The organism is Parapedobacter tibetensis (assembly GCF_024704835.1).
GTDB lineage: Bacteria > Bacteroidota > Bacteroidia > Sphingobacteriales > Sphingobacteriaceae > Parapedobacter > Parapedobacter tibetensis.
Genome location: NZ_JAMXBE010000022.1, coordinates 1 through 18,405 on the forward strand (window position 1 = coordinate 1; position 18,405 = coordinate 18,405).

Consider the following 18,405-nt stretch of genomic DNA (forward strand, 5'->3'; position numbering starts at 1 on the left):
TCGGAGCTGCTTCGCGGTCAGCTCGCACTGCCCATCGCCTGCCTCACAATGACGTTCAGGTGGGCGACATCTTCGGCATCTACTACAGCAACCTCCGGCGCATTGGCCATGTGGGTTTCGTGGATGCATGGGACAGCACCTGGTGCATCACCGTAGAAGGCAACACCGGGCCGGACGGCGCCGTGGATGAAAATGGCGACCCATCCAATCCCATCCGTGCAGGCCCTTCCACGGAAGGTGTATACAGGAAGCGACGGCCGGTCAGGACGATCCATGCCGTGGCACGGTGGCAATAGCCACACATCCGCAGATTCGCCGATTCGCAAATGCGCCAATATGCAAAAAGCGAATAAACGAATAAGCAAATCAGCGAATAAACAAAACCCGACACAGGAGGGTTCATTGATACCTTTAAAAACAAACAGGGAATCAATAATAAACGAATAAACAAATAAATAAAAAAGAAAATGAGAACACCAAAATTAGTAACGAACTATAAACACCTTAGCGACACTGAGCTCGCTTCTTTGGCCACACGCAGCACCGACGCATTGCGCACGAACACGAATTTCCCGGATATGGATCCTACTTTTGCCGAGTACGAACCGGTGGCAATGGATTACATCGCCAAACAGGGTATCACGGCCACAGGCCGCAGCAGTACCCAGCAGGCTAGGGAAAAGGATGAAGCCCGCGAAGAATTGATTGTGATGATGCGGCGGGTAACCTCCTACATCAACAATTTCACGAGCATAAGCTCCATCCAATTGGGTTCGGGTTTCGAACCCGTGGCTGATCCGAAAGGCTTGCAGGCGCCGAGGAGCTCCACATGGGCCCGCCTGCTCGATTCCACCCGCCCGGGTGAAATTTTACTACAGTTCGAAGCGATCAGGGAAGCTTACCAGTACGAGCTGGCCTTCGCTTCCGGACTGGATGGATCGGGGCAGCCGGTGTGGCAGGAACTGGAGCCGGTTTCCCGCGCATTGGGCAATTTCTATTCGCCCGTGCAGGACGGCGTGACCTACTACTTCCGTGTGCGCTCGCGCAACAAGCGTGGCGTGAGTGCCTGGAGCCCGGTGGCTTCGCTCCGCGCCCGTGTCAATGCATAAACAATTGCATTGCCTACGCCGGGGGACAGTAAGTTCCCCGGCATTTTTTTACCATGTTTTATCCCACAACCCATGAAAACGATATACCTGATTACTGCCGTATCCCTGGCCACGGCGTGCGGGGTGAAGCGTCAGCAACACACCACGAGCAACCGTACCACATCAGCAGCGCTTTCGCATGAGCGGCACTTGGTTGCCAGCCACCGTGATAGACTGAACGAGGTCACTACCAAGAAACTCCACCACAGCCGTGAGTTGGTGGCCATTTCTCCAGTGGGGAATTTCTCCTACCACCCCGATTCCGGTTTCTCCGGAACGGCTTCACAAGTCGTGGTTTACCGCGATGAAGCACGGGAGACCGATAGCCTGCACCGCACACAGGGGCATGATTCCCAGTATACCGACGGCCAAACGGTGGTTACAAGTGCTGAAGAAACAGGAAGCAGCAGTGAAGCCAGCACTTCGCAATACATATCGCGCTTCCCCGGTTGGCTAGCGATCGCCGCACTGCTCCTCGGCTTGTCCCTACTCTACTGGTTTATCCGTCACCGGTAAAACCCCCCAATCCCCATACCGGTTTCCACGGCCACCGTATCGGATCCATTGCACACCGTATGGTGGCTATTAGCCCCCAACCGGTGACAAATAGTCCCGGTATGGGATTCACCGCAAACCGTATAGTAACCATTAACCCCCTAAACGGTGGCCATTAAGTCCTAAGCGATGGCCAATAGCCCCGCTATCGGGTTCGCCGCTAACCATATAGTGGCCATTGGCCCCTGAACGGTGGCCAACCGACCCCGTATGGTTTTCACTTAAAACCGTACGGACACCATTGAATCCTAAACGATGATGCATAGACCCGGCACTGGGTTCATTACAAATCATAGGGCCTCCATTGGACCCTAAACGGTGTCTGATACCCCCGGTATCGGGTTTATTGCATCCAATATGGTGGCTATTGGGCCCTAAACGGTATCCAATGGACCTTGCTATTGGGTTCATTGCAAACCATATGGTTTCCATCAGTCCCGACCACGTGTTGAATAGACCCGGTATGGGGTTCATTACATCCGGTATGGTTTCTATTAGACCCTAAAAGGTGTCCAACGGCCCCTGTATCGTGTTCGTGAGCGACGGTGTGGTGGCTAGGGTATTTAGAGACAACGTATGGCTTATCCCGTTGCGCTGCTGTGCTGCCGTCGGCTTTCAACGGTATACACAAAACTATCTGCCTTGTAATAACCGAGGTTATACTCCAGTGGACGGTCTGCTTGGTCAAATACGTAACGCTTGCGGAAAAGCAGGGCTGCACCCACGTCGGTTTCGAGCTTTTCGGCGAGGGATTTATCGGCCAAAATCGCGCTAATTTCTTCTTTCGACAAATCGGCCACCGTGTTGAAATCGGATTCCAGGATATCATAAAGTGGGCGTTTGAAATCTTCGTCTCCCGTCAACCCGATACGTGGATGGAAATAGGATATGAAATAAACGAATGGTCCTTCTGCTTGCCCACGTACCCGCTCCAGCTTCAGGATTTTCTGGTTGGGGTCTATCCCAAAAAAATCGGCCAACCCATCGTTTGGAACGACCCACGAAACATGGAGTTCAAAATTCCTGACGGGGATTCCCCTAGCCGCCATTTCCTGGGAGAAACTCAGCCAATTATTGGATTTTGAACTGAACTTCTTGGTGACTACCTTGGTGCCGACCCCTTTTTTCCGGACCAATAATTCCTCATATACCAGTTTATTTATCGCTTGCCTTAACGTGGCCCTGGATATGGCCAAGCGCTTCGCCAAATCAATCTCGTTAGGCAAAAACTTGCCTGCTTGGTATTGCGGATCCGCAATCAACTGACGCAATAGCTTTTCTGCCTGCACATGCAGCGGTATCGGGCTTTTATGATTTATCTTGAAATGCAATATAATAATATAAGAAAAATGTGAGTGCTAATTTAGAAAAAAATTTGGATTAATAAAAAAAGGTTTATATTTGCATATGTACATACATACTAACATAATAAACTAATATACTGTGCCACTAACAATATTATAGAATCGAAAGTCATAAAATACAATTGTATGTGTATACATATATACTATCTGATTACCAATTATCAATCGCTATGATTATGAATGGTATACCGTTGACAACGAGCCCAAAGGTTCGGGAACCTTCTGGGGGAGCGCGGGCGTACTTTATGATGCCATCGTTTTGTTGGAAGAATTTGCAGCTACAAATCATTGAGACATCGTCCATACTAACCACATGGTATGCCAAGGGATTTCGCTTTTAAAAACTACCCAGCGTCTTCGCGGTCAACTCGCTCAACCCAACACAGTTTACCAATGACGAAAAAGTTTTAAATGCGGTTGCCCTGGGTATGTGGTATATAATCATGTTAAACAAGTTAAATTTTTTAGTGAATGGAATTAAAGGGAATCGGTGAGGTGCCGGAGACAATGACATCGGAGCAGACTTCAACGTTGCGTAAAACCAAGCAAGAAATCATGCCGGCCAAGATGCGGGCTACGAACCATGGTGGGTATGATATCTACCCCGTTCACCCACTGGGTGAGGGGAAGATCCACGATGGCTACAACACGCTGGCGCAATGGGTGGTCGAACAAAAAACGGTGGTCATTGATGGTTACGTAGGAAATTTCTGGGATCGTATAGCCGCCGACCTTAACGCCGAGTTGGAAAAGTTGGGAGCCAAAACGAATTGGTACGTCATGGACGATTTCCTAAAACCTGAATCAGAGATCGAACAACTGGTGAAACCCTTTTTGGGAAACGAAGATTCGGTATGGGGTACGAAAACCACACTCGAGCTCACCGATTTTTATCGACGGAATTCCCTGGCCGCGCTTGAACCTGATCCGGATTACGCGGTCAACATCCTGATCGGCACGGGTGCCGCCCTGAGCGGATGGGATGCATCGGTGATTTATATCGACCTGCCCAAGAACGAGTTGCAGCATCGCATGAATGCCAGCGCAATCACCAACCTGGGCAAATCGTCTTCCGAAAAACCGGCAGCGATGTACAAACGATTTTACTTCGTCGATTGGGTGGTCTGCAATAAGCATAAGGAATCGGTGTTGCACCGTGTGGATGTATGGGCGGATGGCCAAGGGATTGACTGGATCACGTGGGCGTATGCGCCAGCTATATTGAACGGCTTAAAAACGCTTTCCCAATCGGTGTTCAGGCCGCGTCCTTGGTTTACGCCGGGTTCTTGGGGCGGACAATGGATCAAGGAGCACATCCCCCAGATTAATCAGGAAGAACCCAACTACGCCTGGTCGTTCGAATTGATCGCACCTGAAAACGGCCTGGTTTTCGAAAGTAGCGGCACCTTGCTGGAGATCTCATTCGATTGCCTGATGGCAGTCGCCGGGGTGGAGGTTCTAGGTAAACACCATGGGCGTTTCGGTAGTGAATTTCCGATACGGTTTGATTTCCTCGACACGTTTGAGGGTGGCAATTTGTCCATCCAATGCCACCCGTCATTGCCTTACATCAGGGAAAACTTCGGCGAGGAAATCACCCAGGATGAGACCTACTATATCCTGGACTGCGCACCGGATGCGAAAGTGTACCTGGGCTTTCAGGATGATATCGATCCTGTTGCGTTCAGGCAGGAGCTTGAGAACAGCTTGGAAAACAATACGGAGGTGGCCATTGCCAACTATGTGCAGACCTTCCCGGCGGCAAAGCATGACTTATTTTTGATTCCGAACGGTACGGTGCATAGCTCCGGCAAAAACAACCTGGTGCTTGAGATTAGTGCAACACCCTATATTTTCACGTTCAAGATGTATGACTGGCTGGGCAAGGACCTCAACGGTGACCCCCGCCCAATCAATATCGAACATGCCTTCAATAACCTGCGGTTTGACCGGAAAGGGCAACGGGTGGCTGAGGAACATATCGCCAAGCCGTATGCCTTGGAACAAGGTGATGGCTGGAAAACCATCCACCTGCCCACACATGAGGCGCATTTTTATGACGTGCACCGGATCGAATTTGAAAACGAAGTGACCATCCACACCCAGCAGGTCTGCCACGTGCTGATGCTGGTGGAGGGCGCGGAAATCAGGGTACAGATAGGCGACCGAAAAACGGTGTTCCGGTATGCGGAAACCTTCGTGATCCCGGCAGCCGTATCAGCGTATACGTTGGTCAATATCGGTGGAGGGACCGCCAAGGTGATGAAAGCTTTTGTTAAAGACAATTATGGATACGCATCGTAAACTGCCAAAAATCCTATGGGTGGCCTGTGCCGTGGCGGCCCTGGGGGGCTTCTTGTTTGGGTTTGACATGGCGGTGGTGTCTGGGATACTACCACTGGTGACGAAGCAGTTCGCGCTTTCTGCGGTTCAGCAGGGCTGGTTTGTCTCCTCGGCGCTGGTGGGATGCATTGTAGGGGTGGCCGTTTCTGGTGAGCTCGGCGACCGGTACGGTCGCCGCCGGGTGTTGGTGTTGTCCGCCATCTTATTTCTGGTGTCTGCCCTGGGATGCGGGTTATTGCCTACCTTTTCGTCCATTATCGCGTCCCGTATTTTGGGCGGTGTGGGTGTGGGCATCGCGTCGAGCATGGTGCCGCTGTATATTTCCGAAATCGCTCCTGCCAGGATCAGGGGCCGGTTGGTCACGTATTACCAGCTCGCCGTGACGCTGGGCATCCTCGTGGCATACCTCAGCAATGCATTCTTGGTACAAACGGTATCCGGTGCCATAGCAAACACGTCCGGATGGCTTGGTGTATGGTTCCATGACGAAGTATGGCGGGGGATGTTTATCGTCGAAGCACTGCCTGCACTGGTGTTTTTGCTGGGATTATTGGGTATCCCCGAAAGTCCACGATGGATGCTGCAAAAAGGACAAACAGCTGCCGGGATGGCCCTGCTCAACCGGTTTGTGGGCGAAGTGGAAGCAACGGTGGACTCGGAAAGCAGGCGACAGTATGGGGGTGCGCACCGTTCGTCTTACCGCGAGTTGTTTTCGCCGCATTTGCGCAAACCGCTCCTGCTGGGTTTGCTTTTGCCGCTTTTTTCGCAGTTCTGCGGGATCAATGCAATCATTTATTACGGACCAAGTATATTGAGCGCCACCGGCGTGAGCTTGTCAAGCTCGCTGCAAAGCCAGGTCATCTTTGGTGTCGCCAATTTTGTGTTTACGCTGATCGCGGTATGGAAAGTGGATAAACTAGGTAGGAGACCGCTGTACCTGATCGGGACATCGGCAGCAGCATTGAGCCTGGTGGTCGTGGGTGGCAGCCTGTATGCAGAAAATACACAAGGGGTGCTGCTGCTTGCGGCGGTCATCGTTTTTCTGGCGAGCTTCGCGTTTTCGATCGGGCCACTGAAGTTTGTCGTGGCTGCTGAGATTTTTCCCGCGCACATCCGGGGAAGGGCGATGGCGCTCAGTATCATGGTGATGTGGGTGGCCGACACGGTCATCGGGCAGCTGACGCCCATCCTGTTGGAGGGCATAGGGGTCGCGTTTACATTCTGGTTCTTCGCATTGTGGTGTGTCCTCGCCTTTGTGACCGTATACCGGTTGTTGCCGGAGACCAAAGGCAAGTCCCTGGAGGCCATCGAAAGCCAATGGCAGAGCCAGAAATAAGAAGTTGAATATAACCAAATTTAAAACCAATTATGATAGTAAACATTAATTTTTGCAGGATCGGGTTGCTGTTCATGGCGATTTCCTTACATGTGGTTGTGGCTTACGCCCAGCAACAAGGAAGGCAAGTGCAAGGGACGGTCCTCGACGAAGGGCGGCAGCCGGTGCCAGGGGCATCGGTAACCGTAAAAGGTGATGGTACAAGAGGTGCATCCACTGGTGACGATGGACGATTCTCCCTCAGCGTACCGCAAGGCACACAACTCCTGGTGATCTACAGCGTGGGGTTTGAAACACAGGAAATCGAGGTGGGTGCCAGCCAAACATCCGTAACCGTACAATTGCAACCGACTGTCTCGGCCCTCGATGAGGTGGTGGTCGTAGGATACGGCATACAAAAAAAAGTGAATCTTACCGGAGCCGTTTCTTCCGTCGATATGAAAGAATTGGAGAGCAGACCGGTTATAAATGTCGTAGAAGCATTGCAGGGAACGACACCAGGACTAACTATCCAACAAAGTAATTCGCAGCCGGGAAGTCGGCCCGCTATTAATATACGGGGGGTGAACACGTTGAACAACAATGATCCGATGGTAATCATCGACGGTATAATAGGTGATATTCAAAATGTAAATATCAATGATATTGAAAGTATATCTGTTCTGAAAGATGCCGCTTCAGCGGCTATCTATGGATCGAGGGCATCCAATGGCGTTATTCTCATCACCACTAAAAAGGGAAGCAAAGGAGCTGCACGTGTAGGATATGATTACCTATATGGAGTCCAAACACCGACCTTTATGCCACAGATCGTGGATTCCTGGGTGTACGCCGAATTGAGAAACGAAGCATTATTCAATTCGGACCGGCCCCTTCAATTCACATCCGAACAAATAAGAGACTTCAGATTAAGCGGGCCCAACGCTAATTGGATGAAAGAAATATACCGCCCAAGCTCACCGCAACAGACACATAATCTTTCCCTGTCGGGGGGTAACGACAAGACGACTTATTTAGTTTCGGGTGCCTATACTGATCAGGAAAGTATGCTCCAGGGACCCGATTATGGGCTTGAGCGTGTTAATTTCCGTACAAATATAGAAACTCAAGTATCCGAACGCTTCAAATTCAACGTGTTAGCAGCCTATGCTCGCAATACCCTAAGTGATCATGCTTATTGGACAGAATGGATTATCGAACAAGCAACACGTATGCCATCTATATATCCCATAATAGATGCAGAGGGCAATTATACGTACCCCAGTGGCAGTAATTCCAATTCCTTGGCCCGATTGGAACAGGGAGGAAGACGTACCAGTTGGAATGACGATTTATCCGGTATTTTAAATGCTGAATTGAAAATTGTGGATGGATTGAAGTTGCGGGGAATGATGGGGGCTCAACTATATTATAACCGCCTGAAAGAAAACCGTAAGGCTATACCAGGTTCGGGGGATCAAGAGAACCGGATGACAAATAGCTCCCAACGTATCCAAAATATCACCTCCAACCTGATTTTATCTTATGATAGAACATGGGGCAAGCATACATTAAGCTCAATGGGTGGGTATTCATATGAAGGAGGAACGGATAATCGCTTCGAAACCTTCAGGCTCTTGGACGAATCAAATTATGATATCATGGGAGGTGAGCAGACTTCCAATACCGGTAACCAGGAGTGGCAAACAGAATGGTCCATTTATTCAGCATTTTTCCGTGCGAATTATGATTTTGCCGACAAATACCTGTTTGAGTTTAATCTTCGTAACGATATTTCATCCAAGTTCCGAAAAGGTAACCGGTCAGCATGGTTTCCTTCCCTATCTGCGGGATGGAGAGTGTCTGAAGAAAGCTTCTACTCCGAAAGTTTAAAAGATATTCTACCGTCTGCCAAGATCAGGACATCCTGGGGGCTCGTTGGTAACAACCGTATCGCGGACTATCAATACCAAGCTACTGTCAACGTCTCGCAGGGATATAATTTCGGGGAGACCATGTATCCCGTGGCATCGTTCGATGCCATAAATCCGGATTTGAAATGGGAGACTACACGCATGTTCAATATTGGTGCCGACTTGGGCTTCCTGAACAATGCGTTATCCTTTTCGGGAGAATATTATGTGAATGATACCTACGACATCCTTATTGCTATCCCTGTTCCGGGAGTATTTGGGGGTGGCGCCCCTATCCAGAATGCCGGAAGCGTACAGAACAAGGGGTGGGAATTATCGGCACGTTATCAGTTAAGAACAGGAAATGTTGATCACACCATCGCTGCCAATTTTTCGGACAGTAAAAACAAGGTTACCGATCTGAAAGGAACATATTGGATTAATGGTTTTGATGTAAACACGATTGTACAAGAAGGTTATCCGATAGATTCATATTACGCTTTCCGGTGGGACGGATTTTTTCATACACAAGAGGAAGTAGATCAAGGGCCTCGTTTGGATGGTATTATACCCAAGCCGGGTGATCTGCGCTACCTGGATAAGAATGGAGATGGGCTTGTCAGGGAAGATGACGATCGTTTCGTATTGGGCAATAGGTTTCCTCGCTTCTTATATGGTTTCAATTATGCCGCACAGTGGAAAGGTCTTGACTTCTCGATGTTTTGGCAAGGGGTTGGCCAACGTATGGTATGGCTTAGGGGAGAGTCTGTGGAAGCCTTTCACAACAATAATGAGGGGCCCGTATTTGATTTCCACATCAACCGTTGGACGCCGAACAATCCGAACGCGACTTATCCTCGTTTGACCTTAGGGGCCGAATCAGCAAACAACGCGGCTAAATCAAATTTCTGGATTGAAGATGCCGCTTATCTACGCCTCAAAAATGTACAGCTTGGCTATACCCTACCGGCACGATTGACCGAAAAATTATCAATAGATCGATTCCGTATCTACGCAAGTGTCCATAATGCATTGACAATCTCGGATATGAGGGTAGGTTGGGATCCCGAAACAGCTGATGGATCAGGTCGTATCTATCCGGTAAACAGAACGTATTCGATAGGATTGAATGTTAACTTTTAAAAAGTAATCACATGAAAAAGCACATATTACGCTACACCATAGCAACCGCCATAGCATGTATATTTTTAGTATCCTGCCACGATCTTGACCTTTCCCCGCATGATAGAGAAACGGATATAGATTACTGGAACAAGCCGGAATCAGCGATTTATATGATCAACAAATGCTATCAAGGGATGAATAATGCAGACGAGGTTCTGTATTCCGATGCGATGACGGATAACGCTTATACCAAAGTATCGAATTCGCACAATCAGGCTATAGGCAACGGATCATTTTCTACCGCTGACAATTATGTTCGTTCGGTATGGGATTACCGTTATTCCGGGATACGCGACTGTAATTTATTGTTAAACAATATACAGTCGGTTCCGGACCTGACCGATGAATTGCGCAATCGTTATATTGGAGAAGCCACATTTATCAGAGCATATCATTATTTTGAGCTGTATTCCAAATTCGGTGATATTCCTTATTTCACGGAAGTCATTCCTATTGGCGAATCGAGAATAATAGGGCGTACTCCTAAATCGGAAGTGATCAACAATTTACTGAACGATTTATCGGTTGTTATAGACAATAATTACCTGCCTGCTTCATACGACGGGCAAAATGTAGGACGAATAAACCGTTGGGCTGCTATGGGACTTAAAGCTCGTATCCTGATGTTCGAAGGCGGATCAAGGTATAGTGAGGTTATCCCTATTACCAACAGGATTATCACAGAGGGCGGTTTTTCGTTGTTTGGTGACTATGGCGATCTGTTCACGATTCAACATGAAAATAATTCAGAAGTGATGCTGGATGTGCAATACAAGGCCGTAGATCGGGAGCATTCGGTGCAGTACCATTTCCTGCCACCATCATTAGGAGGGTATTCACAACTTTCACCACTTCAAGCGTTGGTCGACGATTATATAACGCTCGATGGGTACACCATACAAGATGCCCCTGCGACCAGCTACGATCCGAACGACCCTTTTGCAAATCGGGATCCACGTTTGGCGGCAACCATTATTTACACGGGAAATTCGTACACGCTGGCCAACGGGTCAACACATGTAGTGGATAGCCGCAAAGATGCAGCGCCTGATGGTTTTGATTTCTCATCTGATGCTTCAGCCACAGGGTACTATATCAAGAAATACTGGGACAATACCTATAGGGCTAATCTCATGTCAGGTCTCAATATCATACTGATGCGCTACGCCGATATTTTATTGATGCATGCCGAAGCATTGGCGGAGCAAGGTCAACTGGATGCAGCAGAATGGAACCGCACCATACGGTTGATCCGTAGTCGGGCAGGATTTACCGATCCAGGGGCTTTGGATTTTCCAGCGACGGGCAACCTTATCGATATCGTTCGTCGCGAACGTCGAAGCGAATTGGCGCTCGAAGGATTGAGACATAAAGATATTATACGTTGGGAAACGGCAGAACAGGTGCTTGATGGATGGTGTCACGGTCTTTACACCGGAGATGCAGTGGGTACAGATAACGGTTATGTACGTGTCGAAAACAGAAATTTCGATGCGGCAAAACACTACCTGTGGCCTATCCCCCAAAATGAAAGAGATTTGAACAACAACCTCACCCAAAATCCGCAATGGTAACATTTAAACTGAACATTATGAAATACCTATCATTATTAATCGTAGCAACAGCCCTGCTTTTTTGCAGCAGCTGTTCGGACGACTATCAGCTTTCCACGGACTTTACAGTTCCGACTGAATTGTCGTCGCCGGAAAAAGTAGAAATAGACGTGACGTCGTCAAACAATATCGTGCTGTCATGGAACGGAGGGGGGGCAAGTGATGGTTCGTATGTGATATACGAAGTCCTCTTTGCAAAAAAAGGCGACAGCTTCTCCGAACCTGTGGAGAAAATACAAAGCGATTTAGGTGCAAGGCCTCAGTTAACGTTAACACATGCCACATTAAATGGTATTGCCCGTAAAGCAGGAATAAGCCCGGGCGAGACAGGTGAGGTTTCATGGACAGTCCTCGCCTCGAAAGCGGGAGATGTCAAAACCGTCGATCTCAGGAACGATATCGAGGTGACACGTGGTGAAGGAATAGACAACATGGCTGATCAGTTGTACTTACATGGCCCAGGGAATGAAAGCAGTGGAGCGGATGGTTCGTTGTTCCGTAAAGCTTCGGATGGAATTTACATCATCTATTCCCAAGTATCAGGTAGTGGAGACCTCGAACTGAAAGGAAAAATTGAAGAAGAAGAGTTTGGATACCATTTGGATGGCACGACGCTAAAAGATGGTGCCGGAACAATCCATTTAGCGCCGAATACAAATCCATATAGAATAACCGTCGACTTCAATACGCTATCCGTCAAAGCGGAAACAATATCGAATGTTCGATGTATTTGGGGAGCATCGTTCGATGTAATCGGCAATTTATCCTATGTTGGTAATGGCAGGTTTTCGGCAACTGATTGTGCCATCAGATTTCTCGATCCGAGCAAACCCGAAACGAACCCTCCGAGCTGGTTAGGCTGGATAGAGGAACGGTACTATTTTATCGCTGCAGTAGACGGCGCAGATAGGTGCTGGGGTAGAATGGACGGTGTAAGCCCAGAAAGGCCTACCGGAGGAGAATCCTTATCTTTCTATGAACTCGGTGAATTTTCGTGGGAGCAATGGGAGCACCTTTGGAAAATGAAAGGAGATCTCGATAATAAAAGCGCCACGATAACCATAGATACCAACAAAGAAAATCTGAAGGTACATGAATTTTCAGCTATAACTAATCTTTAAACTGGTTCCTGTACATATCCTTTACACTGTGGTGGATATGTACAGGGCTTAGTCACAATAAAATAAGGCAACATGAGAAAAATACTAATTATATTGATAACCGCTCTTATAGCATCATCATGCGATGACGATGTTGAACCCTATGTGAAACCCGAGAACGGGGGAACGCAGGCGGGAGAAACTGTACATGCGCATTTGAGGGCTAAGGAAATATTTGATCTGATCAACCAATACTATAAAGCCGGAGATTTGTTTAGGGAAAATTACCCGGCACAATCCGGAGATGGGACCTATTCGTACCTCTGGCCTTATGATGCAGTGGTAAGTGGTGCGTCCCAACTTCATATATTGGGATACAATGTCAGATACGACGATATTGTGGACGGCTTCGAAAAATATTACCGCCAGTCTGCACATGGCAACAATATTGGAGCATATGGTTCTTCCACAAATGGGAGTGTTGGAGGAGGAACACGTTTTTACGATGACAATGGTATCGTGGGGATCAACTTGATCGAAGCATACCACGCTACACAAGATGCGAGGTATATCGAGCGTGCGTCCAGGATTGTACCTTTTCTTGAAAGCGGTATTGATAACCACTTAGGTGGGGCATTGTGGTGGAATGAAGATCATCGATATAATCCCTCAGCACCCGATGCCAACAAACCTACTTGTTCAAATGGATACGCCACCCTTTTCCTGCTAAAGTATCATGAAGTATGTCCTGAAGCGGAAAAGGCTGATGTATTAAACTTTGCCGCAGAATTATATAGTTGGCTGCGCGCAAATCTATATGACCCGGATACCAAATGCTATTGGAATGACAAGGCTGCAAATGGTACTGTAAATACCCGATTGTGGACCTACAATGCAGCCGTGATGATACAAAATGGCATACGGTTATACGAGATTACAGGGAATAGCCAATACCTGGACGAAGCAAAAACAACAGCGCAGGGAGCCTATGATTATTTTGTCAGAACGCGTAACGGAATCCTGGCTTATACGGATCACGATCCGTGGTTCAATACCAAATTATTAAGAGCGTATATTGATTTGGATCCCTACGATGAAAAGGCTAAAAACTACATTGCCACTTATTTCAATTTTATAAACAATGGCTATGATAAAGCCAGAACAGCTATCGGTTTCTTTTATGAAGACTGGACCGGTGGAAGCCAGGGAAGGTATTATTCATTGCTTATGCAAGGTGCAGTCGTCGAATCTTACGGAGCCTTAGCAATATATAGAGAAGAAAGCATAAATTGAATTACATGAAGCATGGATTATCATTGGTGTTGGGCTTTTGTCTGTTCATTGTGAGTATAAATGCACAGCAGAAAAACAGCTATCTCCATCGGGCCGAAGAAACTTTCAGGCTCGTTTGGGATAAGTATCACGTGCCTCAATATGGTTTATTCTCCGAACATTACCCAAAAGATCAGCAGACAGACCTGACCTATTTTAACGATGGGAACAAGAAGGCAAAAGCCGTATCTTTCCTATGGCCCTACAGCGGCATGGCATCAGCCATCAACCTGCTATACGAGTTGGATTCGACCCGCTATGCGGCCATGCACCTACAGATCATCGAAAGTCAGGAAGAATACCTGGACACCACCAGGCTACCCTATGGTTACCAGGCTTATCCATCCCGGTTTGAGCAAGTAGACCGGTACTACGATGATAACGGCTTGGTAGGCATCGATTACATCGACGCGTTTGCCGTCACCAAAAACCCGCTGTACCTGGAACGCGCGAAGCGGGTGTTTGAATTCATCATCAGCGGCTGGGATGATGTGCTGGGAGGCGGTGTCACGTGGCTGGAAGGCGTTCGCGACCAGAAGCCGGCATGCTCGAATGGTAAGGCGACGGTACTCGCACTGAAAATACATCAGCAGACGCAGGACGAGTACTACCTCACATGGGGGCTTAAGTTCTACAATTGGATGTACACCCATCTGCGCGACAGCAGTGGCATTTACTGGAACGACATGAAAACTGCGGACCGATCGGTATTGAAAACTGCTTGGACATACAACACGGGTACAATGCTGCAAGCTGCCGTGGCGTTATATAAAGCCACCGGAGACCCAGCTTTTCTGGAAGAAGCACAGTATCTTGCCAAGGGATCGTTTGATTTTTTCGGAAAGCCCATGGAAGACGGGCGTACGTCCATACTGGATGTACCCTGGTTCACCACGGTATTGTTCCGCGGCTATCAGGATTTGTTTGCGGTAGATGGCAACCCGGCTTACGTAGATGCGATCATGGCCAACGTGAACTATGCCTACGAACATGCCCGCGACAGGAACGGGCTATTCTATGCCGACTGGAATGGCGAAAAAGACGAGTGGTACACGCCCAAATGGTTGCTTGACCAGGCCTGTATTCCCGAACTTTATGCCCGCTTCGCACAAATTGAGCGGCATCGCGCATCATGGACAACTGAAAAATAAACGGATAATAAATATGAAATCGAAGTTAACGTACCTGGGCCTGTGGGCCGTATGCCTATTGGCCACCTCGTGTGACACCACGCAAAAAAAGATACTTTCAGACTATGTTGACCCGAACATCGGGACCGCGCATTCCCGTTGGTTTTTTTACACGCCGGCAGCCGTTCCCTTTGGGATGGCCAAGGTAGGCCCATCCACGGATGCCCATTATGGCAACAAGCAAGGGTGGGAAGCTGTAGGCTATGATTTCCGGCACGAATCGATAGAAGGGTTCGCCAATTTCCATGAATTCCAGATCGGGGGTGTCGTGTTGGTGCCCTTGGTCGGGGCGTTGAAAACGACGCCAGGAAGTCTGGAAAATCCCGACGAAGGTTATCGGTCGCGGTTTGACAAGGATGATGAGTACGCCACATCCGGCTTTTATTCGGTGTTGCTAAAGGATTATGGGGTCAAGGCGGAATTGACGGCTACCCCGCGCGTAGGCTACCATCGATATGTATTCCCCGATGCAAACGACTCGCATATCGTCTTTGACATCGGCAATCGGCAGGGAGAAAGCGGAGCCGTAAAAGCCGCAGAGGTGACGCTAACCCAAGACGGCAGGGTGGAAGGTTACGTGATTACCACACCGGAGTATGTCAAGAAATACCAGGCAGGAGCTGAAATTGCCATGTATTTCTCGGCGGTCTTAGACAAAACCCCTACGGATTGGGGTGTCTTTAACGGTGATTCAATCTGGCCCCAGGAAAAACAAGCCTCAGGTAAGGGAGCAGGTTTATACCTCACATTTGATACCAAGAAGGACGAGGCCGTCACCGTCAAAGTCGGGCTTTCTTATACCTCGATAGCCAATGCCCGTCTTAACCTGGAAACGGAGGCCGCCGATCTGGGTTTTGATGCGGCAAAGCAGCAGGCCTTGTCGGTTTGGAACGATTACCTCGGCCGCATCACGGTGGAAGGAAAGAATGATGACGATAAACGGAAATTTTACACTGGCCTGTTCCACGCCTTGCTAGGCCGCGGTTTGGCGAGTGATGTCAACGGAGCCTACCCCATAAACAACGGTGGTGTTGGGCAAATACCGGTGGATGCCAGTGGAAAACCCAGACATAACCATTACAACACCGACGCCATCTGGGGTGCCTTTTGGAACCTAACGCAGTTGTGGGCCATGGCATACCCGGAATATTATGCGGATTGGATACAGAGCCAACTGCTGGTCTATCAGGATGCGGGATGGCTTGGCGATGGCATTGCCAACAGCAAATACGTATCTGGCGTAGGGACCAACTTTACCGGGTTGGCCATTGCTGCGGCATACAGTGCCGGCATACGTGATTTTGATGTGGAATTGGCCTATGAAGCCGCCCGAAAAAACGAACTTGCCTGGGAAGGCCGGCTGGAAGGCGCGGGGAAAACGGACGTACGCCAATTCGTGCAGCGGAGATATTCACCTTATGTGGAGCACCTCGGGTTTGACACGGCAGACGAAGGCTCGGGATTTGGTGCATCCCATACTTTGGAATATGCGTTTAGCGCACATGCTGTTGCACAGTTTGCCAAAGCGCTCGGTAAGGAAGCGGATTACCAAAAACTGTCGGAACTCGCCAAAGGCTGGCGGCACTTGTATGATGCAGAAACGGGATTCATACGGCCACGTGATGCGGAGGGCAATTTTATCAGCGATTTTGATCCGTCGGAGCCTTGGCGCGGTTTTCAAGAAGGGAATGCCTGGCAATATACATTTTATGTTCCACACGATCCGCAAGGACTCATCGGGCTGTTGGGGGAGGATGTCTTTAATGACCGTTTGGATAGTGTATTCGAGGTCTCCAGAGCGAATATTTTCGGCGGAGGGAAAACGATTGATGCATTTGCAGGGTTATCGGGGCTATACAACCACGGCAACCAACCCAACCTGCACATCAGTTGGCTATTTAACTTTTCAGGTAAGCCCTGGCTTACCCAGAAATGGACCCGCGCCATTGGAGCGGAGTTCTACGGTGTGGAACCCATACATGGCTATGGGTTTGGACAGGATGAAGACCAAGGGCAGTTGGGGGCCTGGTATGTCATGGCATCATTAGGGCTGTTTGATGTAAAAGGACTTTCGGACAGCGAGCCAACCGTACAGTTTGGAAGCCCGGTGTTTGACCGAGCTACGATCAAGCTTGGAAGCGGCAATACACTCGTCATCGAAACGAAAGACAATAGTGCGCATAATGTGTATGTCCGGTCGCTTAGCGTCGATGGAAATCCCTACGATAAACTTTGGATGAACTGGCAAGATTTAATGAAAGGCGGAACATTTTCGTTTGAAATGGCAAATGAACCCAATACTGCATGGGGAATAGGTGAACGCCCGCCTTCGGGGCGCTGAAGAGGGTACGTACTGGCAGCATCACGTAGCAAACCCTTTACTCAAAGAAGTATGGTCCTTAATCTAATCAAATTTTATTTCAAAATACTTAAGAATAGCCTTGTAATTATCCTGAGCTGTAAGGCAAGTGTCTAGCAAATATTCGCTGACCTGAGTCCATTCTTGCAGACCCCTATAATAAAACAGCTTTATATCTTCGTCAATAATAAAAGGGACAATATTGTTTGCAAGGCATTCTTTAAACATAATTAAGCGCCCTACACGTCCATTTCCATCCTGAAAAGGATGAATGATTTCAAACTGATAATGGAAGTCGATAATATCTTCAAAAGTTTTCTTTTCAATAGTGTGATAGTTCAAAAGCAATTCCTTCATCTTGATTGAGACTTCTTTAGGCGGACAAGTTTCATTGCCGCCAACCTCATTTTGGCGTTTTTTATAATCACCTACGTTAAACCAATCTTTTCGGCTGTTGGAAGTACCAGATTTTAATAGAAAATGCAACTCTTTAATCAGGGATTCTATTAGCTTTTTTTTTGCCTTATCAATAATCAAATCAATGCAACGAAAGTGATTAGTAGTCTCAATAATATCATCTACATTAACACTTTCTTTGGAAGCTTCAATTGTATTGGTTTCGAAAATATATCGGGTTTGATCATGGGTGAGTTTACTTCCTTCGATGCGGTTTGAGTTATAGGTCAAGTCAATTTGAGTGCGATGGTAAATACCGCCCTTGAGCCTCATGTCCTTTTGCTCTTTCAGCTGGTTGAGCAGTGTATTGGTACTGAACTTTTTCTTACCCTCTTTTTCCGGTAGCAAAGCATCTTCCGGGATATTCCAGGTTTTTCCGGTTAGGAAAGCCCCTTTGATCTTGGCAGTAGCACAATAGTGCCGGACTGTTCTTTCGGGCAAATTCCATTTTTTTGCAAACTCATTTACTGAAATATACTTCATACCCTTTCTTTAGGTTTGCAGTTATCGGCAAATATACGACAAAATAATG

13 protein-coding genes and 1 pseudogene are annotated in these 18,405 nt (G+C 48.1%); 11 read left to right on the top strand and 3 right to left on the bottom strand.

Annotation, left to right across the window (positions count from 1 at the left end):
- From NF543_RS23035 to NF543_RS23045, 3 genes and pseudogenes are all read left to right on the top strand, one after another.
- Positions 1-296, top strand: a pseudogene (locus NF543_RS23035) (hypothetical protein); the annotation flags it as partial.
- A gap of 171 nt (positions 297-467) precedes the next feature.
- Positions 468-1,109, top strand: coding sequence for a hypothetical protein (locus tag NF543_RS23040; RefSeq protein WP_257670563.1), 642 nt, complete (start codon positions 468-470; stop codon positions 1,107-1,109).
- Between the two features lie 72 nt (positions 1,110-1,181).
- Positions 1,182-1,664 (top strand): hypothetical protein, encoded by a 483-nt coding sequence (locus tag NF543_RS23045; protein WP_257670564.1) that lies wholly within the window; start codon positions 1,182-1,184, stop codon positions 1,662-1,664.
- 132 nt (positions 1,665-1,796) lie between these two features.
- Here the strand turns inward: NF543_RS23045 and NF543_RS23050 are convergent, their stop codons facing one another.
- On the bottom strand, positions 1,797-2,177 hold the full coding sequence (locus NF543_RS23050) for a hypothetical protein (RefSeq protein ID WP_257670565.1): 381 nt from the start codon (positions 2,175-2,177) through the stop codon (positions 1,797-1,799).
- Positions 2,178-2,284: 107 nt separating this feature from the next.
- Positions 2,285-3,034 (bottom strand): GntR family transcriptional regulator, encoded by a 750-nt coding sequence (locus NF543_RS23055; protein WP_257670566.1) that lies wholly within the window; start codon positions 3,032-3,034, stop codon positions 2,285-2,287.
- Between the two features lie 504 nt (positions 3,035-3,538).
- On the opposite strand from NF543_RS23055, the gene NF543_RS23060 reads away from it, so the two are divergent.
- From NF543_RS23060 to NF543_RS23095, 8 genes are all read left to right on the top strand, one after another.
- Positions 3,539-5,371, top strand: coding sequence for a class I mannose-6-phosphate isomerase (locus tag NF543_RS23060; protein WP_257670567.1), 1,833 nt, complete (start codon positions 3,539-3,541; stop codon positions 5,369-5,371).
- Positions 5,355-6,746 carry a sugar porter family MFS transporter gene (locus NF543_RS23065; protein WP_257670568.1) on the top strand — a complete coding sequence of 464 codons (1,392 nt, stop codon included), beginning with the start codon at positions 5,355-5,357 and terminating at the stop codon, positions 6,744-6,746. The genes NF543_RS23060 and NF543_RS23065 overlap by 17 nt, the downstream gene beginning before the upstream one ends.
- 32 nt (positions 6,747-6,778) lie before the next feature.
- Positions 6,779-9,781, top strand: a complete 3,003-nt coding sequence (locus tag NF543_RS23070) for a SusC/RagA family TonB-linked outer membrane protein (protein ID WP_257670569.1) — start codon at positions 6,779-6,781, stop codon at positions 9,779-9,781.
- A gap of 11 nt (positions 9,782-9,792) precedes the next feature.
- Complete coding sequence (locus tag NF543_RS23075) at positions 9,793-11,397, top strand: RagB/SusD family nutrient uptake outer membrane protein (RefSeq protein WP_257670570.1); 1,605 nt, start codon at positions 9,793-9,795, stop codon at positions 11,395-11,397.
- 17 nt (positions 11,398-11,414) lie between these two features.
- Positions 11,415-12,557, top strand: coding sequence for a SusE domain-containing protein (locus NF543_RS23080; RefSeq protein WP_257670571.1), 1,143 nt, complete (start codon positions 11,415-11,417; stop codon positions 12,555-12,557).
- Between the two features lie 72 nt (positions 12,558-12,629).
- Positions 12,630-13,829: a glycoside hydrolase family 76 protein gene (locus NF543_RS23085; RefSeq protein WP_257670572.1), complete on the top strand. Its 1,200-nt coding sequence runs from the start codon at positions 12,630-12,632 to the stop codon at positions 13,827-13,829.
- Between the two features lie 5 nt (positions 13,830-13,834).
- Positions 13,835-15,019 carry a glycoside hydrolase family 76 protein gene (locus NF543_RS23090; protein ID WP_257670573.1) on the top strand — a complete coding sequence of 395 codons (1,185 nt, stop codon included), beginning with the start codon at positions 13,835-13,837 and terminating at the stop codon, positions 15,017-15,019.
- 13 nt (positions 15,020-15,032) lie between these two features.
- Positions 15,033-17,399 (top strand): GH92 family glycosyl hydrolase, encoded by a 2,367-nt coding sequence (locus tag NF543_RS23095; RefSeq protein WP_257670574.1) that lies wholly within the window; start codon positions 15,033-15,035, stop codon positions 17,397-17,399.
- A gap of 63 nt (positions 17,400-17,462) precedes the next feature.
- Here the strand turns inward: NF543_RS23095 and NF543_RS23100 are convergent, their stop codons facing one another.
- Entirely contained in the window at positions 17,463-18,356 is an 894-nt protein-coding gene (locus NF543_RS23100; RefSeq protein ID WP_257670575.1) for a Fic family protein, read from the bottom strand.
- Positions 18,357-18,405 lie beyond the last annotated feature (49 nt).

Excerpts from the sequence above, each read along its gene's own strand:
- NF543_RS23040 (WP_257670563.1), top strand. The coding sequence starts at position 468 with ATGAGAACACCAAAATTAGTAACGAACTATAAACACCTTAGCGACACT.
- NF543_RS23045 (WP_257670564.1), top strand. The coding sequence starts at position 1,182 with ATGAAAACGATATACCTGATTACTGCCGTATCCCTGGCCACGGCGTGC.
- NF543_RS23050 (WP_257670565.1), bottom strand. The coding sequence starts at position 2,177 with ATGAACCCCATACCGGGTCTATTCAACACGTGGTCGGGACTGATGGAA.
- NF543_RS23060 (WP_257670567.1), top strand. The coding sequence starts at position 3,539 with ATGGAATTAAAGGGAATCGGTGAGGTGCCGGAGACAATGACATCGGAG.
- NF543_RS23065 (WP_257670568.1), top strand. The coding sequence starts at position 5,355 with ATGGATACGCATCGTAAACTGCCAAAAATCCTATGGGTGGCCTGTGCC.
- NF543_RS23070 (WP_257670569.1), top strand. The coding sequence starts at position 6,779 with ATGATAGTAAACATTAATTTTTGCAGGATCGGGTTGCTGTTCATGGCG.
- NF543_RS23075 (WP_257670570.1), top strand. The coding sequence starts at position 9,793 with ATGAAAAAGCACATATTACGCTACACCATAGCAACCGCCATAGCATGT.
- NF543_RS23080 (WP_257670571.1), top strand. The coding sequence starts at position 11,415 with ATGAAATACCTATCATTATTAATCGTAGCAACAGCCCTGCTTTTTTGC.
- NF543_RS23085 (WP_257670572.1), top strand. The coding sequence starts at position 12,630 with ATGAGAAAAATACTAATTATATTGATAACCGCTCTTATAGCATCATCA.
- NF543_RS23090 (WP_257670573.1), top strand. The coding sequence starts at position 13,835 with ATGAAGCATGGATTATCATTGGTGTTGGGCTTTTGTCTGTTCATTGTG.
- NF543_RS23095 (WP_257670574.1), top strand. The coding sequence starts at position 15,033 with ATGAAATCGAAGTTAACGTACCTGGGCCTGTGGGCCGTATGCCTATTG.
- NF543_RS23100 (WP_257670575.1), bottom strand. The coding sequence starts at position 18,356 with ATGAAGTATATTTCAGTAAATGAGTTTGCAAAAAAATGGAATTTGCCC.